Raw genomic sequence first — 25,575 nt, 5'->3', positions numbered from 1 at the left:
CACCGTGTCCTGAACCTGAAAAAGAGATCCCGCATATACTGAGTCAGACCGGATTTATGCCATAAACGGCGCATATAGATGAGACGATTGGAGAGCGGAAAATGCAATGCAAACGGTAATCCTGTGCGGAGGAAAAGGAACGCGAATGAGGGAGGAAACGGAATTCCGGCCCAAACCTCTGGTCCAGGTCGGTGGAAGGCCGATCCTCTGGCATATTATGAAGCACTACTCTTTTTACGGACTGCATGATTTTATCCTGTGCGTCGGTTACCGGGGCGACATGATCAAACGATACTTTATGGAAATGCAGTGGCTGAATAACGACTTTTCAATTCAAACCGGGCACAGCGGGGAGGTCCGGTACCTGACCAGCCGGGATGAGGACTGGAACGTTACAATTGTCGACACAGGTCCGGAGACGCTGACGGGCGGCAGAATCAAAAAGATCCGGGAATACATTGATTCGGATCGGTTTATGCTGACCTACGGCGACGGGCTGAGTGACGTGGATTTACACGCTCTGCAGGACTGTCACACGCGGTCCGGCAAAATTGCCACGCTGACGGGGGTGAACCCTGTCTCACCGTTCGGAGTAATGCAGCTGCGGGAAGGAAATGTCACGGCCTTCCGGGAAAAGCCCGTGCTGAAGGACATCATAAACGGCGGATTTATGGTTCTGAAAAAAGAGGTCTTCGAGTATATCCCTTCTGAAGACTGCGCGTTTGAACAGGAACCGCTGCACCGCCTTGCCGCGGATTCCCAGATATCCGTTTATCGCCATGACGGATTTTGGACCGCGATCGATACTTACAAGGACGTTGAAAGGGTAAATGCTCTTTGGAACAGGGGAGATGCGCCTTGGAAAGTATGGAGTTAGCACAGAAGGATTTGTTCGGCGGAGTGTTTCGGAACAAAAGGGTTCTTGTAACCGGCCACACCGGGTTCAAAGGCTCCTGGCTGTCGATGTGGCTCGACGCTCTGGGGGCAAAGGTAATCGGTTATGCGCTGCCGCCGGCGTCCGATTACGGGAATTTTGCCTTGTGCGGGCTGAAGGATAAACTGACGGATCTGCGAGGAGACGTTTGTGACCGCAAACGTCTTGCCGAAATCTTTGATGTCTTTCAGCCGGAGATTGTGTTTCATCTTGCCGCCCAGCCGATCGTCCGAAAGTCTTACCGCGCTCCCGCCGAAACGTTCGAGACCAACGTCATGGGCTGCGTCAATCTGCTGGAAAACGTTCGAAAGACCGGGAGCGTGCGTTCCTGTGTGATTGTCACCTCCGACAAATGCTACGAAAACCGGGAGCAGATCTGGGGCTACCGGGAAAGCGACGCGATGGGCGGATATGACCCGTACAGCGCGAGCAAGGGCTGCGCGGAGCTTGTGGCTTCCGCGTATCGGAGGTCCTTCTCCATGCCCGTTGCCACGGCGCGGGCGGGCAATGTGATCGGCGGAGGGGACTGGTCTGAGGATCGGCTTTTGCCGGATTGTATCCGGTCGCTGAGAAAAGGCGAACCGGTCGGAGTGAGAAATCCGGACGCGATTCGACCGTGGCAGTTTGTGCTGGAACCGCTGTACGGTTATTTACTGCTGGCTGCGGGTTTGCTTTCGGATCCGAAAAAGACCGCGGAATCCTGGAATTTCGGACCGCGCGGCGGGCCGCTCGCATCGGTGGGGGAAGTGGTGGACGCGGTGATCAACCTGTGGGGGGCCGGGAGCTGGGAAGACTTATCCGACCCTGATTCCGACCACGAAGCCTCGTTTTTAAACCTTGACTGTACGAAGGCAAACACGCTCCTTGACTGGTTTCCGCAGCTTTCCCTGAAGGAATCGCTCGGGATGACAATGGAATGGTACCGTGGGTTTGAAAGGCCGGATGTTTTCGCCCTGTGCCTCGGGCAGATTCGGGACTTTACCGCGCGTGTGGAAGAAAGCCGCGGGAAGCAAAGCGGGGAAAGGGGATAAAGTCGATTGAAAGTTTCAGATTATATTGCCGGTTTTCTTGCCGGAACAGGCTGTGAGTATGTGTTTGGCTATCCCGGAGGCGCGGTTACGCATCTGATCGATTCTCTTTACCGCATCCCCGGAATCAGGCTGGTCGGATGCTGCCATGAGCAGGCGGCGGCGTTTGCGGCGGAAGGATACGCGCGCAGGAAAGGCACGCCGGGAGTTGCCATGGCAACCAGCGGCCCCGGCGCGACAAATCTGGTCACGGGGATCGGAAGCGCGTTTTTCGACTCCGTTCCGGTCGTTTACCTGACCGGTCAGGTCAATACTTACGAGTACAAGGGAAGAAAAAAGCTGAGGCAGCTCGGTTTTCAGGAAACCGACATTGTTTCGATTGCCGCTCCTGTTACAAAATACGCCGTGCGGGTGACGGATCCGATGGAGATTCGCCGAGAACTGGAAAAATCCATGCGAATCGCGGTTTCCGGAAGGCCGGGGCCCGTGCTGCTGGACCTCCCAATGGATCTTCAGCGGGAGGATGTGCCGCCGGAAGCACTGGACGGCGATCGGGAAACACCGACGCCCGTAACAAAACCGGACGTCGGCAGAGTCGTGGAATTGCTGAACGCCAGCCGCCGCCCCGTCCTTCTTGCGGGGGGAGGAATCCGTTTGTCCGGAGCGGAACAGAAATTCAGGGAACTGGCGGGGCGGCTTCGCATCCCCGTCGTTTCCTCGCTGATGGGGCTGGATGTTTGCGCGGGAATGGAAAATTCAGTCGGCATGATCGGATCCTATGGCTGCCGCTGCGCGAATTTCACCGTTGCGAACAGCGACCTTGTTCTGGCGGTTGGAACGCGTCTTGATACCCGCCAGACCGGAACAAACCCGGAAAGCTTTGCCAGGGGCGCAAGGCTGATCCGGGTTGATATTGATCCTGACGAACTGGAACATGAGATAAAAAGGAATGAATTTCAAATTCAGGCCGACGCGGGGGCGTTTCTGGAAGAGCTGCTTTCCCATGCCGGCAAGATTTGCTCCGATACGGAGGAATGGAGGAAAACCGTTCGGGGTTATCAAAACCGGTATCCTGCCGGAGGGGAAAACGGGCCGGGGAACCCGAACCGGATTCTTGAACGTCTCTCCGGACTGATCGGCCCGGATGACACCGTCTGTCTGGATGTAGGGCAGAATCAGATGTGGGCGGCGCAGTCCCTTCACCTTTCGGCAGGAAACCGGCTTTTGACCTCGGGCGGCATGGGGGCGATGGGATTCGCGCTGCCCTGCGCCGTCGGCGCGTGGTATGCCGGAAGCCGGGGAAAGGTTCTGGCGGTCACGGGCGACGGCGGCATGCAGATGAACCTGCAGGAGCTGGAAGTCCTTGCGCGCGACCGTATCCCGGTAAAGATTCTGGTGTTCAACAATCAAAGTCTCGGCATGATACGGCAGTTTCAGGAACTGTATTTCGACGGAAGGCTGAACGCGACGGTCGACGATTACGGAGCACCGGATTTTTGCAAAATTGCCGGTGCCTATGGAATTGAAAATACGCGCGTACGAGAGGGGGAATCTCCGGAAAAGCTGTCGGAGCTGCTCAATTCGCCTGAGCCGGCGCTGATTGAGTTTGCGCTGCCGCAAACGACTCTGGTCGTTCCGAAGCTGGAGGTCGGCCGCCCGGTCGAGGACCAGAATCCCCTGCTGCCGCGGGAAGAATTACGCAGGAACATGATTGTCGAGCCGTACGGGGAAGCCCGGCGGTATCGCGCTAAAATCAGGGCGGTTTTCAACCGGTATAAAGGCGTCGGCGGGGATTTTTCGCCACGCAGGATTCCAGTGCCGGATGAAAGCGGCGCTGCCGCCGCTTTCCTGAGGCCGATCACGGCGGATTTCCGCGTTTCCCTGCCGGGAATCGAATCCCTGCTTTCAAAATGGAGAAATGAAAATCCGGGATTGAATGCAAAACCCTTTACGGCAACGCCGGAAAGAACCGCCGTCTGGCTTGACCGCCTGGTTATCGGAAAAGAAGACCGCCTTTTATTTCTGATTCAGGCGCCGGACGGAAAGCCGGTCGGCCACATTGGCTTTGCAGGTTTTGATTATGAGGAAAAGAGCTGCGAGGTGGATGCCGTCCTGCGCGGAGAAAAAAGCGCGCGCCCCGGCCTGATGGGCTTCGCGCTCATGGCGCTGCTGCGCTGGGGGCGGCGCGAGCTTGGCCTGAAAGTAATCCGCCTGCGGGTGTTTCAGGATAATCCCCATGCAATCCGTTTTTACAGGAAGAACGGGTTCGCGGTGGAGCGGGAAGAACAGACGGGCGAGAACGGAGAGGGAAAGTGTCATACGGTGATGCGGTATAGCGAAGAAAATACTACTGAAACAAATTGAACGGGAGGGAAATCTGTTGAACCATAAAATCAGCTTTGCGGGACCGTCCATTACGGAAAAGGAAGTGTCCTATGTTCTGGACGCCGTGCAAAACGGATGGTACGAACATTGTGAGGATTACATCAAACGCCTGGAAAAAGCGTTTGCCGAATACGTGGGCGTCAAGTACGCGATTGCGGTTCACTGCTGCACCCATGCGCTGCATCTGGCCTGCGCCGCCCTGGGACTGGGAGAGGACGACGAGGTCATCGTCACCGATTTCAGCTGGGTTGCCACCGCCCACGCGGTTGCTTACACGGGGGCGAAATGCGTGTTCGCCGACGTGGAGCCGGATACCTGGACGATTGATCCGGACTGCGTCAGAAAGGCGATCACGCCCAGAACCCGCGCGATCATGCTGGTGCATTCGTTCGGCCAGCCCGCCATGATGGATGAAATTATGAAGATCGCGGAGGAATACGGCCTTTTCGTCATTGAGGACGCGGCTCCGGCGGTCGGAGCGGAATATCACGGCAAAAAGGTCGGTTCGTTCGGCGACTTTTCCTGTTTCAGCTTTCAGGGAGCGAAAATGACGGTCAGCGGTGAAGGAGGAGTTTTGCTGACCGACAGCGAAGACCTTTACCGGAAGGCTTACCGTCTGTCGGATATGGGGAGGACGGACCGCAAGGCGGTGTTCTGGTCCGACGAGCTCGGGTACCAGTACACCATCAGCAATCTTTCCGCCGCGCTGGCATTGGCGCAGCTGGAACGTGTGGAGGATCTGATACAAAAGAAGAGAAATCTTTTTGAACGCTACGACAGCAATCTTGGGGAAATCGGCAAAATCAGGCTGGTGCGCGAACGGGAGGGCTGCAGAAGCAACTATTGCTATCCGTCCCTGCTGCTGCCCGGCGTTTCGCAGGAAAAGCGCGACCGGATTCTGGAGGAACTGCGCGCCCGGAATATCCATGCAAGACCCGCGTTCCCCCGCATGAGCCGGTTCCCGATGTACGAACAGCGGTTTGATAACCCGGTCTGCGCGGCGATCGAGCAAAAGGGTATCTGCCTGCCGTCCGCGGCAAATATGACCGATGAGGACGTGGATTTTGTCTGCGATACTTTTCTGGAGCTTCTATGAGGAAAGAGGGCGGGACCGTGGAGACGGAGGAATCGCTGCGGCGTGAGATTCTGGAGAAAACAAAGGAAATCTTCAAACTGAGACAACAGGAGGAAAAATTTATTCCGGGAAAGAGCAGAATTCATTACGCGGGCCGCGTCTTTGACGAACGGGAGATGCAGGCGGCCGTTGATTGCGCGCTTGATTTCTGGCTGACGCTTGGGGAAAAGGGGGATCGGTTTGTTTCCGACTTTTCCCGGCGCATGGGGATGAACTACGGCCTTGTGACCAACTCGGGTTCCTCCGCCAACCTGCTGGCGGTCGGCGCGCTCTGTTCGCCGAATCTTGCGCATCCGCTCAGGCCGGGCGATGAGGTGATCACCACGGCGCTCGCCTTCCCGACAACGCTGAATCCGATTCTGCAGTACGGTTTGATTCCCGTTTTCATCGACGTGGAAGAAGGAACCTACAATCTGGATGCGGGCAGACTGGAGTCGGCGCTCTCCGACAGGACCCGCGCCGTCGTGCTGGCGCATACGCTGGGGAATCCCGCGGAAATGGACCGTATCATGGAATTTGCAAAGAAACACAGTCTGTATGTATTGGAAGACACCTGCGACGCGCTGGATTCCTTTTACGACGGGAAACGCTGCGGAACCTTCGGCGATCTTTCGACCTACAGCTTTTACGCGGCGCACCACATCACCATGGGGGAGGGCGGCGCGCTGCTGACCAACAGCCTGAACCTGTACCGGCAGGCTCTTTCCCTGCGCGACTGGGGGCGCGCCTGCTACTGCAGAACCGGGGAACGAAATCCGAACGGCGCCTGCGGGCATCGGTTTGACCAGATTTTTGACGGACTGCCAGACGGCTATGATCATAAATATATTTACAGCAACATCGGCTACAATTTGAAGCCTCTCGACCTGCAGTGTGCGGTCGGAGTCGAACAGCTGAAAAAGCTGCCGGAGTTTACCAAAAGACGCCGCGAGAACTTTGAAACGCTTTTGAACGGCGTGAAACAGTACGAAGAATATTTCATTTTGCCAAGGGCCCTGCCAAAGGCGGAGCCGTCCTGGTTTGCGTTTCCCCTTACCGTACGGGACGACGCGCCGTTTACACGGAAAGAACTTGTCACGTATCTGGAACAGAATCAAATTGAGACCAGAATGCTGTTTGCCGGGAATATCCTGCGCCATCCCGGGTACCGAAACATCCGAAGCCGTACCGCCGGAGAGCTGATTCACACGGAAAAGACCTTGAACGGATCGTTTTTTATCGGTGTGTATCCCGGCATCACAAACGAAATGATTCACTATATTCTTGATGTGCTGCGCCGCTTTCTTTCCAAAATTGCGGAAAAGACCGTTGGAACGGAGGACTGAGTTTTAATGTCCGAGCATCAAAAACCGACCGTCAGCGTCGTGCTGCTGGCCTATAACCATCTGGATTATACGAAGCTTTGCGTGGAAAACCTGTACCGGTATACAACGGACGTGGATTACGAACTGATTACCGTGAACAACGGCTCCTCCGACGGGACGGAAGAGTTTTTCAACAGCCTTCCGAATGAGAAAAAGGTCAGCTTCCCGAAAAACGTCGGGGTCGATCGGGCGATCAATAGCGGGTTCCGGCTTGCGGAGGGGAAATACACCATGAACCTCAGCAACGATATTATTCCGACAAGCCGCTGGTTAAAGAATCTGGTTGCCTGTATGGAATCGGATCCCAAAATCGGAATGGCGGTTCCGGTCTGCAGTTATTCCTCCAACCGGCAGCAGATTACGCTGCCGTGCCGCTCCATGGAAGAAATGCAGAACGTCGCGGACCAGTACAACCACAGCAACTCGCGCTTCTGGGAAGACAGATTGCGCCTGGTGACTTACACCTGCCTGTTCCGCACGGACACAATACAAAAAATCGGCGGGTTCGATGAGGATTTTAATCCGGGCTCGTACGACGACGATGCGATCAGCTTCCGAATCCGGCGGCTGGGTTACCGGCTGGTTCTCGCCGCGGATACCTATGTGCATCATTTCGGTTCCGTCACCTTCAACAACGAATACTTTGAAGATAATCTGGCGGTAAGAAACCGTTCGCTGTTTCATCAAAAATTCGGTGTCGATTCCTGGATTGCGAGTGAAATCGACGACACTCTGGTGGCTCTGGCCGACTGCAGGAAAACGGATCCGGTCCGGGTCCTTGGCATCGGCTCTTCCTGCGGGGCGTCGTTGCTTCAGATCAAGAACAAATATCGCAGGTGGGGCAACAGCGAAGTGAGGCTCTCTTATTTGACAACGGCACAGGAAACCCTCGCGGATCTTGCCACAATCTGCGAGCCCTGTGTTTTTGGTTCACCGGATGATGTCGGCCGGTTTTTTTCCGGCGGCGGGTTTGACCTGATCGTTGTGGAATACGATACAGGAGCGCTGGCCTATCCGGAGGGCTTTTTTCAGCAGCTTATTTCAATGTTAACGGAAAATGGCCGGATCCTCACAACCGTAACCCCGGAGACCCGCCCGAGAATTGAAGCGGCTTTCAAGGAGAAGGACTTTTCTGCATGCAAAAATATAAATTTCTATTTTTCCTTTGGAAAGACGCCGGAATCCAAGCCTTTGTCGTAGGAAATCCGCACACCTGCATTTTTCCGGGCCGCAGATTTCCCCAAAAAGGCCGGGGCAGCCATCCCTTACAGGATGGCTGCCCCGGCCTTTTTTGAAAACAGACAGTTCAATGAGCGGAACGGACTGACCGAGGATTAGAACAGGGAACGCCTAGGAAAGAGCCTTGCGGGCGTGCGGATTGTCAGGTTTCCGGCAGACTGATTTTCATGCCGTCGTAAGCGGCGATGAAATGGTGCTTTTTCGCTTCCTGCTCCAGCTGGGCGTGGGTCATCCCGCCGTTGTGGCTGAAATGGTTGATTACGCATTTTGTTTCAATTGTGACGGCGCCGAAGCTTCGCAGCGTTTTGAGTACTTCCAGATCGTCAGGAAGACCCATGTGCGCGGTTCCTTCCTTGGCCGCACAGCAGGTGCAGTCAAGGCTGACCATATCCAGCCTCACTTTGCTCTTTTTCAGATACTCGAATACATCCGGACGAAAAAAACCGGTATCATGGGCGTAAAGCAGGGAGGCCCCGCCCTTTTGCAGAAGGTAGATGAAAGCTTCTTCGTCGGGTTTGTGCGCGGCCGGAAGGGGGGTGACTTCGTAAGAGCCGAGCTGTGCCTTGCAAAATGCCTTCAACAGGCCGGTACTCATAAAATCAACATGGTCCGTTTGATATTCGGCGCGAAGCGCCCGCCTTGTCAGACGGAGAACTTCGCTGTTCCCGTACACACGGATCACAGGTTCGCCGTCCGTGATGCTGCAATAGCAGCCAGGGAGCCTGAGAACGAGATCGGCCGGTGCGAAATGGTCCGTATGGCTGTGCGTGACGACGAGGAATTTGATTTTGGCAAGGTCAAGGTCAAACCGGACGGCATAGGACAAGATATCCGGCGGGAAGTCAATCATCAGCCGGCCGTCGACGACAAGGCCGGAGCGTCCGCGAATCTCTTTTCCCCTGAGACTGCGCGCCGTTTTGCAAAGCGGACATTGGCAGAACAGCGCGGGGATTCCCTCCGCCGCAGCCGTCCCCAGGTACTGCAGTTCCATGGCAAGCGCCTCCGTTTTCAGTTGCTGTTGAGCCGATTCCGGATTTTCCGGCCGGCGGATTTATTCTAGCTTTTGCCGGTGCTTCCGTCAAGCGCGGGAGGAGCGATCCCTTTAAAAGAAACGGAGACTTTTCAAAAAAATTGCATTATGGAGGCTTGAAACTTTCAAAATTAAAAGGAATTTAAGCGGCAGGTCTGCGGCACAAGGCTCTGCCTCTAAAAAGAAAAAATAAAAATATTTTTTATATTCATAGCTTATTATATTTTTTAAAGAGATTTATTGTTATATTATATAGTAACTAGACATATATTTCTATAAAATGCTCAATAAAACTGTATATAAAAAATAATTTTCAAAATCTATTGAAAATATTTTTTATTGTGCTATACTTGAACCAGCAAATCGGGGAACGGCAGCCGGATGCCGCTCCAAAATTTAAAACTTCATTTTCAGGGGAGCAAGTGTTATCGCATTCGACAGACCGGTCCTTCTTCCATTCAGGCGCTTTCACCGGGAGACGTGTCCGCTTTTTCGCTGCGGTATCACTTTCAATAATTTTTAAGAGGGGTGTCAATATGCGTGTTTCCAAGAGAATCCTTGCAACAATCCTTGCACTTGGCATAGTTGGTTCTGCTCTGTCCGGCTGTTCGGGCTCTTCCCCGGCAAGCAGCGCAGCGGCCGGAAAAACAAGCTCCGGTTCCGATTCCGCGCCGGTTACGGTGGAATGGTGGACCATCTCCATGCAACCGACTTTTACCGACCTGTTCAACGGCTTGATCAAAGACTACGAAGCGGAGCATAAGAACGTTACCATAAAATGGGTTGATCTTCCGTATGAGTCCATTCAGCAGAAGCTGATCACGGCTTCCGCCGGGGGAAAATCCCCGGATGTTGTGAACCTGAACACGCAGATGACGCTGGCGCTTGTCGCCAAAAACGCAATCGTCGATCTGGAAAAGGAAGCGACGCCGGAGCAGAAGGGAATTTACATAAAGTCTCTTTATGATTCCGCGCGCGTAGGCGATTCCGTTTACGCGTTCCCGTGGTACGCGGCTCCGTGTGTGATGATTTATAACAAGGCGCTGTTCGAAAAAGCCGGGGTCACTTCCGTTCCGAAGACCTATGAAGAAGCCGACAAACTTGCGAAAACCATGAAGGACAAGACCGGCGCTTACCTTTATATGCCGGAGGAGTTCAATCACGCGCTGTTCCTCGACGGCGTTCCGATGCTGAGCGAAGACAAGAAGACCGCCGCCTTCAACAATGACCAGACGCTTTCCAAAATCACAGAGCTGAAAGATATGACGTCGAAGGGCCTGCTGCCGAAGACCGGCTGGGGCGATTGGGACACATCGATTAAGCTGTTTGAAACCGGAAAGCTCGCCGTCATCAATTCATCCGGCGAGACGATCAACAGAATTAAAGATGAGGCTCCGAATATTTACAAAACGACGGCGATTGCGAATGCCATGGTCGGAAAATCAGGGTTTGTTTACGACGCGCTGATGAATATGGTTGTTCCCGCGGCCAGCAAGAACCACAAGGCTGCGATCGATTTCGCCAATTATATTACGAACGACAAGTGCCAGCTGGCGCTGTGCAAGGCATGCGCGGTTTCGCCGTCTACAATCAAAGCGGCCGCCGACCCGTTCTTCTCTTCAGACACCAGTACGCTGGAGGGGCAGGTCCGCGACATCTCCGCAAAGACGCTGGCGGATTCCAAGGATATCTGCCTAGGAATCCCGAATCAGGATAATTTTCAGAACGCGATCAATAAAATTTACGAAGCCTGCGTCCAGGGGGGCACGGATCCAAAAAAAGCGATTCAGGATGCCGAAGATAGCGCAAACAGGATTCTTGCCGAAAATCAATAACACCGGCGCCGAGAATACCCGCCGCCGGGGGCGGGTTGTGTTCCCCCGCCCGGGGCGCCACATTCGGCGTTTTGGCTGAAAACGATCGGAAAAATTGAGAAATGACGATGTTTCAGAATCTTGTAGGGTGAAAGGTGCGACTGGTCATGAGCCAATTAAAGCCCAAAACACGCCGAACAATCGTCGCTTATTGTTTTATGGCGCCTGCGCTTGTTATTTTATTCTTTTTTGCCGTAATTCCCGTGGTTGGAAGCATTCCCCTGGCCTTTTGTGATTACTCCGTGCTGGGGCAGACGAAGTTTATCGGCTTTGCAAACTTTATCCGCGCGTTCAACGACCCGGAATTCAAAATAGCGATCCTCAATTCCGTACTGTTTGTCCTTACGGTACCTCCTTTGCAGATATTGTCGATTCTGCTTGCGATTTTTGTGAATAAGAAGATACGCGGAATCAGTATTTTTCGAGTACTTTATTACATACCGGTTGTTACCTCCATGGTCGCGGTTTCCATTATCTGGGGATTTCTCTTCGATTCCAACGGCGCGATCAATAACCTTTTGATGCAGTGGGGCTGGATCAGCCAGCCGCTCGGATTTAAAGACAGCCCCGATTCCGCCATGCTGTGCATCATGTTCATCACCATCTGGCAGGGACTCGGTTATTACATGATGCTCTATCTTGCGGGTATCCAGTCCATTCCGGCGGAGCTGGACGAAGCGGCGCTGATCGACGGAGCGAGCAGATTCCAGGCGATGGTCAAGGTGAAGATCCCTCTGCTGAAGCCGTATGTCTGGTTTTGCACTCTGACCTCGCTGATTTCCGCGGTCGGCGTGTTCGACATCGTCTTTGTCCTTACTCAGGGCGGGCCGAACGATTCCACGATGGTGATCAATTACTACTCCTATTTTAAAGCGTTCAATGATTATGAATTCGGCTATTCGGCGGCGATTGGACTGGTGCTCGCCGTAATTACAAGCGTTTTCAGCATAGCCGTGTTCCTGTACGGCAAAAAGGGTGGGGGCATGACTTATGACGGATAATGCGGCCGCCGCAAAGGGCGGCGCGGCAAGGCACGCCAGAAAGACGGTTTTGAAAATTCTGCGTTATGCGGTTCTGACCCTGATCGCCGCGATTTTCGCGGGTCCTTTTCTCTGGCTGCTGATTACTTCTTTTCGCACGGGAGCCAATCTGTATGATCTGAACCTTTTAGTCGGCGCCTACAGTCTGGATAATTTTGTCGGTGTGGTCAAATTCATGAATATTCCGCAGTATATTGTCAACACCCTGATCATTACCGTCGGCGCAATCGCGATAGACGTTGTCTTTTCATCGCTTTGCGCCTATCCGCTGGCAATGATGAAGTTTCCGGGCAAAAAGGCGGTTTTCGGTATTTTGGTCGCGCTGATGATTGTCCCGGCCGCCGCCGGGCTTGTCATTACATACCTTACCATAACCTACATGCATTTGCTCAACACCTTTATGGGCTGCATCCTGCCCTGCTCGGTCGGAGCGTTCAGCATCATCCTGCTGAGGCAGGCCTATTTCGGCATCCCGAAAGAGCTGATGGACGCCGCGAAGATCGACGGGGCGGGCGAGCTGAAAATCTGGTCCAGAATCATGCTGCCGGAAATCAAGCCCACGGTCACGACGGTGATTATCTTTGACTTTATCGGCAACTGGAACCAATTCCTGTGGCCGGTCATTATTATGCAGGACCCTCAGAAATATCCTCTTGCGACGGCTTTGCAGTACCTCAACGGCATGTTCAATTACAAATTCGGCTATATAGCCGCAGGCACCATTATCTCCATTATCCCGGTGATCCTCGTATTCCTGTGTTTCCAGAAGAACTACATTGAAGCGGTAGCCGGAGCGGTAAAAGGTTAATCTGCTGCGGAAGGGAGCGCGTTATCGGTGCAAAAAGAGGTTTCATTGGAACCGTGGAGCGAGCGGAACATCCCGGAAATCGCCGCTTTGTGGAACCGGAACTTTCCGGAAGCGTTTCACGTGACGGAATTTTGGCTGATGAAAAAAACGGTACAGGACGGGGATTTATTTGTTCCGGGTACGCTGGCGCTGCGCGGGGAGAACGGCATCGTCGCGGCGGTTGCCACGAAAATTTCGGACGGAATTTTACCGGAGTATCACCGGGCTGCCTGGCTCAGCTCTCTGGTAACGGACGCGGACTGCAGACGGCGGGGATTCGGCGGCTTTTTGTACCGCCGGGCCGAAGCAGAGCTGAAAAAGAGCGGCGTCCGCACGGTGATCGCGGGCGGTGAGATGCACAACTTTTTTTCCGGTATCCCGGAACCGGAGCCGGAAACGGAGCGGTTTTTTCAATCGCTTGGCTTTGTCCTGAACGACGCGAGGCACTACGACCTTTCCGCGGACGTGTCAAGAATTGATTTTGACCGGGTCGGCGTACCGATGAATGAGACGCCCGATTTTGTCACGGGCCCCGCGACGGAGCGCGATTTTCCCGAAATGAGGCGCTTTTTCGACCGGGAGTTTCCTGGAAGATGGAAATTTGAAGTCATGCGTCACCTTGAAAGCGGGGGCGACCCCGGCGAAATTCTTTTGCTCCGCAGAGGCCGCGAAGTCTGCGGGTTCTGTAAAGTGCATGTGAATCACGACGAGAGAAACGGGGAGTTCAATCCGCAGCTTGGGAAAAGCTGGGGCGCTTTGGGTCCAATCGGAATTTCGGCAGCCGTGCGGGGCAGGGGACTCGGCGCGCGCCTTCTCCGCGACGCGTTAAAACATCTGCAGCGCGGGGGCGCCCGCAATGTAAATATAGACTGGACGGTTTTGAAAGATTTTTACGGGCAGTTCGGTTTTCAGCCGTGGAGGACTTATCTGGCGGCATATAAAGAGTTGTAAAAAAGGTGGGGGTTGCTTGAAAAAGTTGGGATTGGCAAGCATTTGCCTTGCCCTTTTGCTTTTCTGCACGGCCTGCTCCGGCAAAGCGGGTGTCGTTTCACCGGCGGAAAACGGTTCTCAGCCGGGAATTTCCTCCTCTTCGTCCGCAGCGGAGGTTCCGCAGGATAATCTGCACTGGACGAACAGCGGGATTAAGGACGGACCTGAGGACGGCCCCGGCTATTCCGTTTACTCGAAGGTCGGCTACCGAAAGGCTTCGGCGGTTTTCTGCCTCAGCAGGGCGAAAACAAATCTGGACCGAAAATCCGACGGAAAATTTATCAACGCTTATGCGTTCCTTGGCATCGACGTCTACCGCGGCGGAACACAGTGGACCAACTGCGTGGACGCCGGCCTGCTCCGCTCCGGCAACGGCGGAAAGTGGCATGCCTGCGCAAATCGCTACCTGGCCGATCCGGACGAATCGAAATGGTGGGAATCCTCCGTGAATCTCGACGAAACCCACGACTACAGGCTGGTTTTGGATTCCTCGCAGAAAGACGAGCAGATCACCCTGCGTGTTTTTGATGTGACGGCGGGGGACAAAATGGTCGATTCCAAGACATTGGGCCTTTATTACTCGAAAGCAGACGGCAGCACGACCTCTTACTACGACTGCGTTTCAATGGCGTTTCCGCCGGACATCTGCATGGATCCTGCGGGGCGGGCCAGCACGGATTACGCGGAAGTGCTGAAGTACAACACCGGCGAGGGGCTTTATTTTAAAAATGCTGTTCTGAAGGATGCGGCTCTTTACGATGCCTCCGGCAGCCATCCGTGGACGGCGGACCGCACCAAAGACCGTTTTCTCTGGCCAACGAAAGCATCCGGAATTCAATATCCCTGCATTACGCTGCAGTCGGTTCAGAAAGATGACGAAGAAACCGTGAATATTGACCTGAACCATTAACATGATTACCAAAAGAAAGGCCGAACGGTATGGATCGGATTTTTACAAATCTTACATGGAAAAATCACAGCGGCAAAGTCGGCGACAACGACGGCCCGGCCTATGTGGTCTATTCCAACAGGGGCTATTACAAGGCGTCCGAAGCGGTCGCTGTCAGCGGGATTCAACAAAACCTTGTCCGCAGGAGCGACGGGAAAACGGTGAACGCGTACCTGTTTCTCGGCATAGATATTTATGACGGGGCAACGGGCGAATGGATGAACTGCGCGGACGCCGGCCTTGCCTTTCGAGGGTCGGACGGCGGATTTCACGCGTTTGTAAACCGTTTTATGGTGGAGGACGGTGAAAAATCCTGGTGGGAATCGCAGGAAGAGCTTGACCGGACGCACGATTTCGAAATCGTTCTGGATACCTCTGAAAAAGCGAATTGGCTGAAACTCACAATTATTGACATTACCGCGGGAAACAAAACCGTAGACAGCAAAAGCTTTCCTATGAAGGGAACTCTTCCGGATGGAAGCAACACGGCTTATTATCAGGATTACGCGATTGATTTCCCGGATGACGTCTGCGACGATAAGCGGGAGCATGATTTCAGGGACTGGGATCATGTGATGGCATACAATGAGAACGAGAATCTTTACCTGAAAAATATCCGAATTTCGGAAGCGACGCTTTACGGCCCGTGCGGAAGCCGCCCGTGGACGGAGGAATGCACCGAAGAGCGCTTTCTGTGGCCGGATCGGACAAGAAAAATCAATTATGTCTGCACAACGGTTTATAACGTGCAAAAGGACCGCGAACTGATCATTGAGCTGGATATGAACCGGTGAAGGGGAGCGTTTGTATGCGACAGAAAGTAAAGCTGAAAACACTGATACTTGGGGCGGCCTGCCTTCTCTTTTTGTCCTCCTGCTCGGGGAACTCTGCGGCGACGGAGAGTCCCGCGGCGGCATCCAAATCGGTTTCTTCCGGCGTCAACAGCGAAACGAACGGCTTATGGACGAATCTGACCTGGGAGAACAACGGCGATAAGATGGGGGACAACGACGGGCCGGCTTACGTTGTCTATTCAAAAGAAGGTTACAACAAAGCTTCTCAGGTGATCAAGGTCAGCCGGATGAAAGTAAACCTTGTGCGCAAAAGCGACGGAAAAAGCCTGAACGGGTATGCTTTCCTCGGCATGGATGTCTACAACGGCAAGGAAAACCAGTGGGTCAACTGCATCGACGCCGGTCTCGGCTTCATCGGGAGCACCGGCAAATGTCACGCCTGTGTCAACCGCTACTCCGTCCCGCCGGATGAGGACCAGTGGTGGGAGTCTTCGGCAGAACTCGATATGACCCACGATTATAAGCTTGTGCTGGATGCCTCCCAAAAGGACGAACAGGTCACGCTCACGATTTTCGACGTGACGGAGAAAAACAGGCAGGTCGATTCCAAGACCTTTACACTGTACTATGCGAAAAAAGACGGCGGCAACCTGGCGGTTTACCAGGACTACGCAATGGATTTTCCCGAGGATGTCCGTCTGGACACAAAAAAAGTGCCGTCGACCGACTGGGAGCAGATCACCCTTTACAACACGGATGAAGATCTATATATGAAAAACATCGTCGGCTCGGATCTCTGTCTCTACAACGATTCCGGAAGCCATCCGTGGACGGCGGACCGCACGGCGGACCGGTATATGTGGCCCGACAAGACGAGCTCTATTCCATATGTGACCACGACGGTGACACAGGTCAAAAAGGACTCCGAAACGAAAATCGACCTGAATATGAATCGCTGACCGGTCCGCGGCGGGCGGAATCTTTATTTGCCCCGTTTCCGACCCGGATGGAATCCAACAATGAGAAAGGGCGAGCGGCATGACGAACATTCAGCTGTCAGGCGTTACCGGAGAGGTGGAACCGGGCCTGAAAAACCTTCTGGAGTATTATTCTTTTCCCGGCGTGCCGGAGGAGGAGAAAATCAGCATCGCTGTGGAGCGCCTTGGGGAAAACGCTCCGGTTTCCCTCAGGGTCGGCACGAAAAACGGACTGCGCATCGCGTACCGGGAAACGGCCGCGTTTTTTCGCGCGCTTTCCATCCTGCTGCAGCACAGGACTCAACGGGACTTTCAAAAGCAGGAGACCGCGCGGTTTGAAGGATGCTCCACAATGATCGACCTTTCCAGAAACGCCGTGTGCACGGTAGACGAGTTGAAACGCCTGCTGTGTTTCATGGCTTTGGCGGGGCACAATCGCTGCTACCTGTACATGGAAGACACCTACGAGCTGCCGGGTTACCCGTATTTCGGTTATCTGCGCGGCCGGTATTCCCTGAACGAACTCAGGGAGATCGACGGCTTTGCGCACTCCCTCGGCATTGAGGCCGTTCCCTGGATTCAGACGCTCGCGCACCTGAAAAACGCGCTTCAGTGGGGATATGCCGCATCGATGAGGGATACCGACGACATTTTGCTTGTCGGGGAAGAGGAAACCTACCGACTGATCGAAGCGATGATTGCGACAATGAAGCGCACGTTCCGCACAAAGAAGATCAATATCGGCATGGATGAAGCAATGGCGCTCGGGACCGGGGCCTACCTGAGAAAGCACGGGTTTGAAAACCAGTTTCAGCTGATGCTGCGGCACCTGAACCGCGTGAACGGGATTGTCAGTAAATACGGGATGTCTCCGATCATGTGCGACGACATGTTTTACCGCACGCATGACGCCAATCACGAGTATTACAACACGGATATTCGGCTGAGCCGGGAGGATCTCGCGCGGGTGCCGGAAAACATGAGCCTTGTCTTCTGGGATTACTACCACGACAGGGAAAAGGAATATGATGAGCTGCTGGCCATGCGGGACGGCTTTCCCAACCGGATTATTTTTGCCGGCGGGGTGTGGCGCTGGATGGGATTTGTGCCGGGCTATTCCAAAACTTTTGTCTCCTCAAACGCCGCGCTTGCCGCGTGCGAACGGCACAGGGTCAGCGAAATCATGGCGACGGCGTGGGCCGACGACGGTGCGGAGACGCCGGTTGAGACAATTCTGCCCGGCATCATCCTGTTTGGCGAGCGCTGCTTCGGCGAACCTTCCGACAAAGCCGCCGTCAGCCGCCGGTGCGAATTCCTGACGGGGCTTTCCCTCGACGATTTTTGTGAGATAGAACAGCTTGACATTCTCCCCGGCTGTGAAAATCCGAACCTGAAAACTCGCAATCCGTCCAAGCAGATTCTTTATCAGGATCTTTTGCTCGGAGCTCTTGACCGGTATTTCGACAAGCCGGAAATTGCATCCCACTATACCGCGTGCGAAAAGCGCCTGCTGGAAATTGCGGGGAGGGCGGGCCGCTATTCCCTCCTGTTTCGCATGTATGCCTCCCTTGCGCGCGTTCTGGGCCAAAAGGCTGCGCTGGGTTCCGAGATTCGCAGTGCGTACCGGGGAAGGGACGACGAAAAACTGAGAGAAATCGTTCAAACGACTCTGCCGCGTCTGAAAGAGGATGTGCTGACGTTTCAAAAGCAGTTCGCGCGGGTCTGGTTTTACGAAAACAAAGGGCAGGGGTTCGAGATCATGGATATTCGTCTCGGCGGGCTTGCCGGCCGCATCGATACGGCGACGGCGCGGCTTGCCGATTACCTTGGTCACAGAATCTCTGCCGTGGAAGAGCTGGAGGAGGATCCGCTTCCGTTTACGGAGGGCGACTTCTCCGACGAGGTATACGTTTGCTGCAATTCATACCGTAAAATTGTTTCGCAGAATACCCTTGCGCACCTGTAGCAAAGACGAAGCGCGGGCGGAAAACCGGCGTATTCCGCCCGCGCGTCGGGGGTGTCCGGCCCGCGAAAGGGGCCGCGGCTACAGAAGCTTAGAAGCAATGGATTGGGTCGTAAGCTTTTTATTGTAGTCGCATATGGCAAAATTCTGCTTGAAATATTCCGTATACAACACGTCAAGCAGGTAAAGCTGGGCGACTTTCGCGGAGAGGGATCCGCCCTGGAACGGCCCTTCGTTCGCGCTGCACAGCAGGACGATGTCGGCGTAAGCGGTCATGGGGGATTCCGCGTAATGGGTGACGCAGATCGTTTTGGCTTTATTCTGCTTTGCGCGCTTTAAAATCTCGATGACGTCTTTCGTGGAGCCGGAATAGGAGAAGGCGATCGCAAGGTCGCGCTCGTTCAGCAGGGCGGAGGACATGGCCTGCATGTGGGAATCCTGAGTGGAGGCGACGTTGGGCAGAATCCGCGCGAATTTATTTTTCGCCTCAAGCGCCGTGATGCCGGAAGAACCAACGCCGAAAAAGTGAATCATGCGCGCGTCTTTAATCATATCTACCGCCCGCCGGATATCGTTCGGGTCCATCCTGTCCAGCGTTTGGTTCAGAGCGTCGATATCGGTGCGCAGCAGCTTTCGGCAGACCTCGTCCGTGGAGTCTCCGAGATTGATTTCGTCGGAGAGAGTCATGCTGTATGCGCCTTCGCTGCTGCTCAGCGACTGCGCGAGCGTCATCTTGAAATCCTGGTATCCGTTGAGCTTCAGGGTTTTGCAGAAACGGAAAACCGAGGTGTCGCCGACGCCGCAGCGGGACGCCAGGTCCGTAATCGACATATAAAGGGCTTCCCGCGGGAACTCCAGCACAAAATTGGCCACCTTGCGTTCGGCCTTGGTAAACACTTTGTCACATGACTTGATTTTGGCGAATATGTCATACAGCATGATCGGCGCAACCTCTCTCCTTCAGGCTTCTTTCCGCCAGCCAAATCGCGCCCTGCAATCCGGCGGTGTTTCCAAGTGAAGCTTTTAAAATTTCGACTCCGCGGAAGCTTGGCATGAGAAGACCGCCGATCCGCTGCCGGACGCTGTCGCAGAGAAAGTCCTCGTTCATGATTCCGCCGCCTAAAATGACGGCCGGCGGATTGAAAATATAGATCAGGGAAACAAGCCCGTAGAGAATTTCGTCGATCCAGGCGGAGACCGCGCGCTCGATGCGGGAATCGCTTTTCAGCAGTTTGAAAATCTCCCTGCCGTTTAGGCTCCTGCCGGTTTGTTCCCGAACCGAACGAATCAGTGCGGAGGAGGAGGCATATTGCTCATAGCATCCGCGGTTCCCGCAGGTACACGGCAGCCCGCCGGCGTGGGTGATCATGTGCCCCATTTCACCGGCGGAAAAGGAATTGCCGCGGTAAACCTCGCGGTTCAGAATAATGGCGCCGCCGATTCCGGTCCCGTAGGTAAGGCACAGAAAAGAGGCGTATTCGCGTCCGGCCCCCGCGGCCGCTTCGCCGAGAGCCGCGGCGTTTACGTCGTTTTCCACGAAAGCGGGAACGCAAAAGCGCGTTTCAAGCTCCCTTTTCAGCTGTATTCCGGTGTAACCCGGAATGTTGTCGGTCGCGTAAATGATAGCTCCGGTCTCCGGATTTACCTGGCCAGCGGTGCTGACTGCGATCGCGTCAAAGCACTTCAGCCCGGCGGCGAGGTTCATCGCCTGTTCCAGCACGGCCTTCCCGCCGAGTTCCGCGTTTGTCGGCGTCTCGCGGACGTCCTCTTTTACAAAGCCGCACCGGCTGTCATACAGGCAGAATTTGACGGCGGTTCCGCCGATATCGAGAGCTGCGATTCTCAAGAAAACACCTTCCGTCCTTCAGCATAGCAATGCTGACTTCATTATAAGGGATTGAAAAATTTTTTTAAATTGTATTTGAGAAAAATAATCCCGAAATTGATAAAAATCACGAGAAGAAATTTGTTATTTCTTACAAAAGCAAAACAAAAGATATAAAATAAAAGAAATATTTTTTAATGTAAAAGATATTTTAAATAATATTCTTTTATAATGCAAAATACAAGATAAAAAACAGAAAAATAAAAAAATATTCCGGTAATAATTGAAAAAATATTTTATTGTGCTATACTGTAAAAAGAAATTGACGCGGCTTCCGCGGTTCCGCGGAGCAATCAAACAGCAGTGCCGAAAGCTGAAATGATTTTGGAAAGGGATTTGCGAATATGAGTAAAGTGCTTTACGTTCCGCTGGATGAAAGAGCGTGCAACTACGCGTTTCCCCGGCTATTGGCGGAGATGACCGATGGGATCGAGCTCCTTGTGCCGCCGTGCGAAATGATGGGGAAGCTGAAGATTCCGGCGGATTACGGGCGAATCTGGCAGTGGGTGTTTCAAAACGCTCCGGCATGCGAATACGCGATTCTTTCCGTGGATACCCTGATTTACGGAAACATCGTCAATTCCAGAACGCATCACCGGACCCGCGAGGAGTGTGAAAAGACCCTTGAAAATTTCAGAAGGCTGAAAAAAAATAATCCGGGTCTTAAAATCCACGCGTTTAACCTGGTGGCAAGGGTCGCCGCCTGCAACGACTCGCATGAAGACCCGGACTACTGGGCGAAATACGGCAGAGGCATCTGGCGGATTGCCTACCTTACCGACAAGATTGGCCGGGGCCACGCAAGCGACGAGGAAAAAGCGGAGCTGCGGCGGCTGGACGGCACTGTTCCGGAAGAGTATCTGAACGATTTTCTCGCCCGCCGGGAAGTAGACCGCTTTACCAACCTCCGCTGCGTCGATCTTGTAAAAGAGGGCGTTTTTGATGTTCTGACCATCCCGAAAGACGACACGGCGGAATATGGATATGCCGCGATGGACCAGGCCGCTATTGCGAAAAGGGTGCGGGCCGGGAGGGTCATGGACCGGGTGTTTGTTTACCCGGGCGCCGACGAGGTCGGCTGCGTGATCTTTGCGAGGGTGTTTAACCTGATCAAGGAATATGTTCCGCGGGTCTACGTGCGCTACTCTTCCACGTGGGGGCCGACCGTCGTGCCGCTGTATGAGGACCGTCCGCTCCACGAAAGCATCAAGTCGCAGATCACTTCGGCAGGCGGAATCGTGGAAGACTGCCCGGACCGCTCCGATTGTATGCTGGCGGTTAATTCTCCCGGGAAATACATGATTGAGTCGATGGATCAGGATGAGAAAGACCTCACCTTCACAAGCCACAGCAATATGCATGAATTTCTTCGGTACATCGACTACTACGCGCGTAGCGATCGCAAGGCCGTCGGCTTGGCGGAGGTATCCGTCTGCAACGGCTGTGAAAATGAGTTTATGGACTATGCGGCACTCTCGGGCGTTTTGCAAAAGGTTCAGGCCGTGGGCGGCTGGAACACTTCGCAGAACACCATCGGCGTGGTTCTTGCCCAGACGGTGATCGCGAGCTATTACAACCGCTTCCTCGGGAACGCGGAAAAATTCCGCCTGTCGGAAGAATTCAAAATGCGCAGCATTGTCTGCGACTGGCTTTATCAGGCGAATGTGCTGCGCAGCTTTCTGGCGGAAACCAAGGGGCAGATCGATCCGTTTGCGCTGGGCGGGAACCGCGGCTCAGTGGAAAAATATTTCAGGGACCGCCTGAACAAATTGATCCGCGAAAAGTTCGGAGGCAGCTATCGGGGAGCCGATATCGTGATCGACGATTTGTTTTTCCAATGGGACGGCGTGTTTTATATCAATCTTCATGTCCAGCTTGAAACGATCAAACCCATTCTAGAGTAAAGAAGAGATGCTCAATGAAGAAAAACGAGGTGCTGAATCGTCTGAAGGGCGGGCTGGTCGTGTCCTGCCAGGCCCTTGAGACAGAACCGCTGCACAGCCCGAAAATCATGGCGCGGATGGCTTTCGCGGCTCAGGAAGGCGGCGCGGTCGGTATCCGCGCGAACTCGCCGGACGATATTGCCGAAATCAGGCGTGCCGTCGATCTTCCGATCATCGGGCTTCATAAAGTGGACTATCCGGATAGCGAGGTTTATCTGACCCCGACGATGAAAGAAGTGGACGGCCTTGTGAAGGTCGGAGCCGATATCATCGCGGTCGACGCCACGGCGCGGATGCGGCCGGGACGCCTGACGCTTCGGGAATTTTTTACGGCGGTCAAACAGAAGTACCCGGACCGGATTTTTATGGCGGATACCTCCTGCTATGAGGAGGGCGTGGAGGCGAAAGCCCTCGGATTCGACCTTGTGGGAACCACCCTGTCGGGTTACACGGAGTATACCAGGGACGTAAAACTTCCCAATTTCGACCTGATGAAAAAGTATGCGGAAACACTGGGGCTGCCGATCGTGGCGGAAGGCGGCATCTGGACTCCGGAACAGCTGCGCGCCGCATTTGACCTCGGCGTCTGGATGGCGGTCGTCGGAACGGCGATCACAAGGCCCCGTGAAATTACCAGGCGGTTTGTCGATGCCATGCGGGTGTTCGGCTGAAGCGGCAGAATTTCCGGTACAAAAAACAAAGGAGACGGATCAAATGAATATTTTATGGGCGCCGGATTATCCGGCAATGAGCCGAAAAGCGGCCAATATTATTTCTGCGCAGGTGATCTTAAAACCGGATTCCGTTTTAGGACTTGCGACAGGCTCCACGCCGCTCGGCGTTTACCGGCAGCTGGTTGACTGGTACGGAAAGGGCGACCTGGATTTTTCCAGCGTGCACAGCGTGAATCTGGACGAGTACGTCGGGCTGGCTCCGGACCACAGCAGGAGCTACTCTTACTATATGCGGAATTATTTTTTCAGCCATGTCAACATCAGGCCGGAAAATACCAACGTGCCGAACGGCATGGCCGCGGACCTTGACGCGGAATGCGAAAGATACGATCGGCTGATCGAGAGCCTCGGCGGCATTGACCTCCAGCTTCTCGGCATCGGAAACACCGGCCATATCGGATTTAACGAACCGAATGAAGACTTTGACAAAAAGACCCACAAGGTCAGACTGAAGCAGGCGACCATCGACGCAAACTCAAGATTCTTTGAAAGCGCGGACGCCGTTCCGAAGTTTGCGGTCACCATGGGAATCAAGGCGATTATGCAGGCGAAAAAGATCCTCCTTATCGCAAGCGGCGAGGAAAAGGCCGAGGTACTCTGCCGTTCTCTGTTCGGCCCGGTAACGCCGGAGGTTCCGGCTTCCATCCTGCAGATGCACCCCTGTGTGACGGTTGTGGCGGACGATGCGGCGCTTTCCGCCGTCCTGAAGAAATATCCCGGCAGTGTGGAGCGGAGAAATGCGCCGTGAAAAAAGTGCTTTTGCTGGGGGATTCGATCCGGATGGGCTACGACGGGATTGTAAAGGATTTGCTTGAGGGCGAATGCGAGGTTTATTACGATGAGGACAACGGGCGCTTTTCTTCCTACACGCTTTGGCAGGCAAATCAGTTTTTTAAAAATTACGGAAAATTCGACATCGTGCATTGGAACAACGGCTATTGGGATATGAACGTGGAGGCTCCGATGACGGAGGCGATGCACCCTGTGGACGAGTATCTGCATTTTCTGAAACGGATTATCCGCGAAATTCGCCGCAACGGTGCCGAGGCCATTTTTGCCACCACGACGCCTGTGGCGGAGCAGGGGTTTGCCCTTGACGGCACCGGCGCGGGGATCAGCTATGACAATTCATGGGTCGAAACATATAATGAGGCCGCAAGAAAGCTGATGGCGCAGGAAAATATTGCGGTAAACGATCTCTATGCGCTGATGCTCAAAGGGAATCACTACTACAAATGCGGCGACGGGCTTCACCTTACGGAAGAGGGCTACCGCCTTTGCGCGGAGCAGGTGGCGGGGCTGATTAGGAAGAAGCTCGCGACCGCCTGAAGCGGATATGCTTTTCGGGCGCCGCGCCGCGGCGGAACCCCTCCAAACCGGAGTCATGCTCCTGGCTTTGAGAGGTTCTTTTGTCGTCTTACGGGAAAAGCCGGTCCCACGGACGGCACTTGCCGGCCTGCCGGAATTTTTCAGGGGGCTCGTTTTATTTCGATCAGTTCCGGAAGCGCATCAAGAATTTCACCGACATTGTAATTGTAAATAATGTTTCTGTCTTTATTTTCATATTGCTGCGGCTCGATTTGACCGAGTTTTAACTCGTTTGTTTTTGCGACATTATCGGAGTTCAATGTGCATTCTTTTCCGATTTTGTCCACGGTGTCCAAATTGGACATCACTCGCATCATCGATTCTATTTTCTTTTTGACATAAGCGAAATCTGCGCTTTTTATTGCCTTGCGCTTATATTCATCCGCATAAGTTTCAAGCGCATCGATTGATTTAATAATTCTGTCTCTTAAATTGTCGAGATCGACGTCATTGCCCTCACATAATAATTCCCTCACGGTGTTTTTAATATTTGCTGCAATGTCTTCGATGTCTCTTCGTATTTGTACCAGACTGTTTGGTGGGAAGATCAGCTCATTCACAGCAATCGCGATTAAAATGCCGACCAAGGTAACTATGACCCAGTTAACGCTGTAATGCAAAAGGTCCTTATCGTTTGTCAGCATAATAGACGCGAAAACAACAACCGCGATTGAAATTCCCTTTTCCCATCGTAAAAATTCACAGAGGATTGCCAGAATCACAGCTCCGATTCCGACCAAAAAGGGATTCCGGGGCTGAATCATTGCAAATAGATATCCGAAACCGGCCCCCAGAACAGTCCCGAGAAATCTTTGCAAACCGGATTTAAGGGAATTCTCTATTGTATTTTGTATGGAGAAAATCGCGGCAAGGATTGCAAATAAGGCATATTCCAAATTGAGAAAATTAACCGCTGTCACGCATAAAAACATGGATAAGGCTATTTTAAAATCTTTCCGGGTGAATTTATCTTTCGTGATTCGTTTCCCTCCTGCAGAAGATCTATTTCCTATAGTTTAGCTCTTCTCAATGCCTTTATGAGGGAGAAATGGCGGCATATTAATTTGTCTCCCGCTGATCAACCCGGAATATCAGG

General features: G+C 53.6%; 22 protein-coding genes. 18 read left to right on the top strand and 4 right to left on the bottom strand.

Features of this window, described 5'->3' with window-relative positions; all coding sequences use genetic code 11:
* Positions 1-106: 106 nt before the first annotated feature.
* Genes rfbF through ACLQ3M_RS14245 form a run of 6 tightly spaced genes read left to right on the top strand, consistent with a single transcriptional unit; the run spans position 107 to position 8,046 of the window.
* Entirely contained in the window at positions 107-877 is a 771-nt protein-coding gene (gene rfbF, locus ACLQ3M_RS14270) for a glucose-1-phosphate cytidylyltransferase (RefSeq protein ID WP_411678360.1), read from the top strand.
* Entirely contained in the window at positions 868-1,965 is a 1,098-nt protein-coding gene (rfbG, locus tag ACLQ3M_RS14265) for a CDP-glucose 4,6-dehydratase (RefSeq protein ID WP_411678420.1), read from the top strand. Before rfbF ends, rfbG begins: the two co-directional genes overlap by 10 nt.
* Positions 1,966-1,971: 6 nt before the next feature.
* Positions 1,972-4,326 carry a GNAT family N-acetyltransferase gene (locus tag ACLQ3M_RS14260; RefSeq protein WP_411678359.1) on the top strand — a complete coding sequence of 785 codons (2,355 nt, stop codon included), beginning with the start codon at positions 1,972-1,974 and terminating at the stop codon, positions 4,324-4,326.
* 16 nt (positions 4,327-4,342) lie between these two features.
* On the top strand, positions 4,343-5,443 hold the full coding sequence (locus ACLQ3M_RS14255; protein ID WP_411678358.1) for a DegT/DnrJ/EryC1/StrS family aminotransferase: 1,101 nt from the start codon (positions 4,343-4,345) through the stop codon (positions 5,441-5,443).
* Between the two features lie 17 nt (positions 5,444-5,460).
* Positions 5,461-6,807, top strand: coding sequence for a lipopolysaccharide biosynthesis protein RfbH (gene rfbH / locus ACLQ3M_RS14250; protein WP_411678357.1), 1,347 nt, complete (start codon positions 5,461-5,463; stop codon positions 6,805-6,807).
* A 6-nt stretch (positions 6,808-6,813) separates the two neighbouring features.
* Positions 6,814-8,046 (top strand): glycosyltransferase family 2 protein, encoded by a 1,233-nt coding sequence (locus tag ACLQ3M_RS14245; RefSeq protein WP_411678356.1) that lies wholly within the window; start codon positions 6,814-6,816, stop codon positions 8,044-8,046.
* 181 nt (positions 8,047-8,227) lie between these two features.
* On the opposite strand, the gene ACLQ3M_RS14240 is transcribed toward ACLQ3M_RS14245, so the two are convergent.
* Positions 8,228-9,076 carry an MBL fold metallo-hydrolase gene (locus tag ACLQ3M_RS14240; RefSeq protein WP_411678355.1) on the bottom strand — a complete coding sequence of 283 codons (849 nt, stop codon included), beginning with the start codon at positions 9,074-9,076 and terminating at the stop codon, positions 8,228-8,230.
* A 575-nt stretch (positions 9,077-9,651) separates the two neighbouring features.
* Here ACLQ3M_RS14240 and ACLQ3M_RS14235 point away from each other — a divergent pair.
* The 8 genes from ACLQ3M_RS14235 (at position 9,652) to ACLQ3M_RS14200 (ending at position 18,552) form a co-directional block, all read left to right on the top strand.
* Complete coding sequence (locus ACLQ3M_RS14235) at positions 9,652-10,950, top strand: ABC transporter substrate-binding protein (protein WP_411678354.1); 1,299 nt, start codon at positions 9,652-9,654, stop codon at positions 10,948-10,950.
* Positions 10,951-11,096: 146 nt separating this feature from the next.
* Entirely contained in the window at positions 11,097-11,990 is an 894-nt protein-coding gene (locus tag ACLQ3M_RS14230) for a carbohydrate ABC transporter permease (RefSeq protein WP_411678353.1), read from the top strand.
* Entirely contained in the window at positions 11,980-12,837 is an 858-nt protein-coding gene (locus ACLQ3M_RS14225; RefSeq protein WP_411678352.1) for a carbohydrate ABC transporter permease, read from the top strand. The genes ACLQ3M_RS14230 and ACLQ3M_RS14225 overlap by 11 nt, the downstream gene beginning before the upstream one ends.
* 27 nt (positions 12,838-12,864) lie before the next feature.
* Positions 12,865-13,827, top strand: coding sequence for a GNAT family N-acetyltransferase (locus ACLQ3M_RS14220; RefSeq protein WP_411678351.1), 963 nt, complete (start codon positions 12,865-12,867; stop codon positions 13,825-13,827).
* A 16-nt stretch (positions 13,828-13,843) separates the two neighbouring features.
* Positions 13,844-14,776: a hypothetical protein gene (locus ACLQ3M_RS14215; RefSeq protein ID WP_411678350.1), complete on the top strand. Its 933-nt coding sequence runs from the start codon at positions 13,844-13,846 to the stop codon at positions 14,774-14,776.
* A gap of 29 nt (positions 14,777-14,805) precedes the next feature.
* The gene (locus ACLQ3M_RS14210; RefSeq protein ID WP_411678349.1) at positions 14,806-15,609 is read left to right on the top strand and encodes a hypothetical protein; all 804 of its coding nucleotides are present in this window, start codon (positions 14,806-14,808) and stop codon (positions 15,607-15,609) included.
* A 14-nt stretch (positions 15,610-15,623) separates the two neighbouring features.
* A complete protein-coding gene (locus ACLQ3M_RS14205) occupies positions 15,624-16,568 on the top strand; it encodes a hypothetical protein (RefSeq protein WP_411678348.1) in 945 nt (314 codons plus the stop codon).
* Positions 16,569-16,647: 79 nt separating this feature from the next.
* Positions 16,648-18,552 (top strand): beta-N-acetylhexosaminidase, encoded by a 1,905-nt coding sequence (locus tag ACLQ3M_RS14200; protein ID WP_411678347.1) that lies wholly within the window; start codon positions 16,648-16,650, stop codon positions 18,550-18,552.
* Positions 18,553-18,630: 78 nt separating this feature from the next.
* Here the strand turns inward: ACLQ3M_RS14200 and ACLQ3M_RS14195 are convergent, their stop codons facing one another.
* Positions 18,631-19,488 (bottom strand): MurR/RpiR family transcriptional regulator, encoded by an 858-nt coding sequence (locus tag ACLQ3M_RS14195; protein ID WP_411678346.1) that lies wholly within the window; start codon positions 19,486-19,488, stop codon positions 18,631-18,633.
* The gene (locus tag ACLQ3M_RS14190; RefSeq protein ID WP_411678345.1) at positions 19,478-20,395 is read right to left on the bottom strand and encodes an ROK family protein; all 918 of its coding nucleotides are present in this window, start codon (positions 20,393-20,395) and stop codon (positions 19,478-19,480) included. The genes ACLQ3M_RS14195 and ACLQ3M_RS14190 overlap by 11 nt, the downstream gene beginning before the upstream one ends.
* Positions 20,396-20,778: 383 nt before the next feature.
* Here ACLQ3M_RS14190 and ACLQ3M_RS14185 point away from each other — a divergent pair, with 383 nt between their 5' ends.
* Genes ACLQ3M_RS14185 through ACLQ3M_RS14170 form a run of 4 tightly spaced genes read left to right on the top strand, consistent with a single transcriptional unit; the run spans position 20,779 to position 24,440 of the window.
* On the top strand, positions 20,779-22,338 hold the full coding sequence (locus tag ACLQ3M_RS14185) for a DUF4127 family protein (RefSeq protein ID WP_411678344.1): 1,560 nt from the start codon (positions 20,779-20,781) through the stop codon (positions 22,336-22,338).
* A 14-nt stretch (positions 22,339-22,352) separates the two neighbouring features.
* Positions 22,353-23,048: an N-acetylmannosamine-6-phosphate 2-epimerase gene (locus ACLQ3M_RS14180; RefSeq protein ID WP_411678343.1), complete on the top strand. Its 696-nt coding sequence runs from the start codon at positions 22,353-22,355 to the stop codon at positions 23,046-23,048.
* A gap of 43 nt (positions 23,049-23,091) precedes the next feature.
* Entirely contained in the window at positions 23,092-23,859 is a 768-nt protein-coding gene (gene nagB, locus ACLQ3M_RS14175) for a glucosamine-6-phosphate deaminase (RefSeq protein WP_411678342.1), read from the top strand.
* Positions 23,856-24,440, top strand: coding sequence for an SGNH/GDSL hydrolase family protein (locus ACLQ3M_RS14170; protein ID WP_411678341.1), 585 nt, complete (start codon positions 23,856-23,858; stop codon positions 24,438-24,440). The genes nagB and ACLQ3M_RS14170 overlap by 4 nt, the downstream gene beginning before the upstream one ends.
* A gap of 140 nt (positions 24,441-24,580) precedes the next feature.
* On the opposite strand, the gene ACLQ3M_RS14165 is transcribed toward ACLQ3M_RS14170, so the two are convergent.
* Positions 24,581-25,423 (bottom strand): FUSC family protein, encoded by an 843-nt coding sequence (locus tag ACLQ3M_RS14165; RefSeq protein ID WP_411678419.1) that lies wholly within the window; start codon positions 25,421-25,423, stop codon positions 24,581-24,583.
* Between the last annotated feature and the right edge of the window lie 152 nt (positions 25,424-25,575).

Source organism: Caproicibacter sp. (assembly GCF_046707225.1).
GTDB lineage: Bacteria > Bacillota > Clostridia > Oscillospirales > Acutalibacteraceae > Caproicibacter.
Note: the sequence above shows the minus strand (reverse complement) of the source record. Positions and strands in the feature narration are given on the sequence as shown.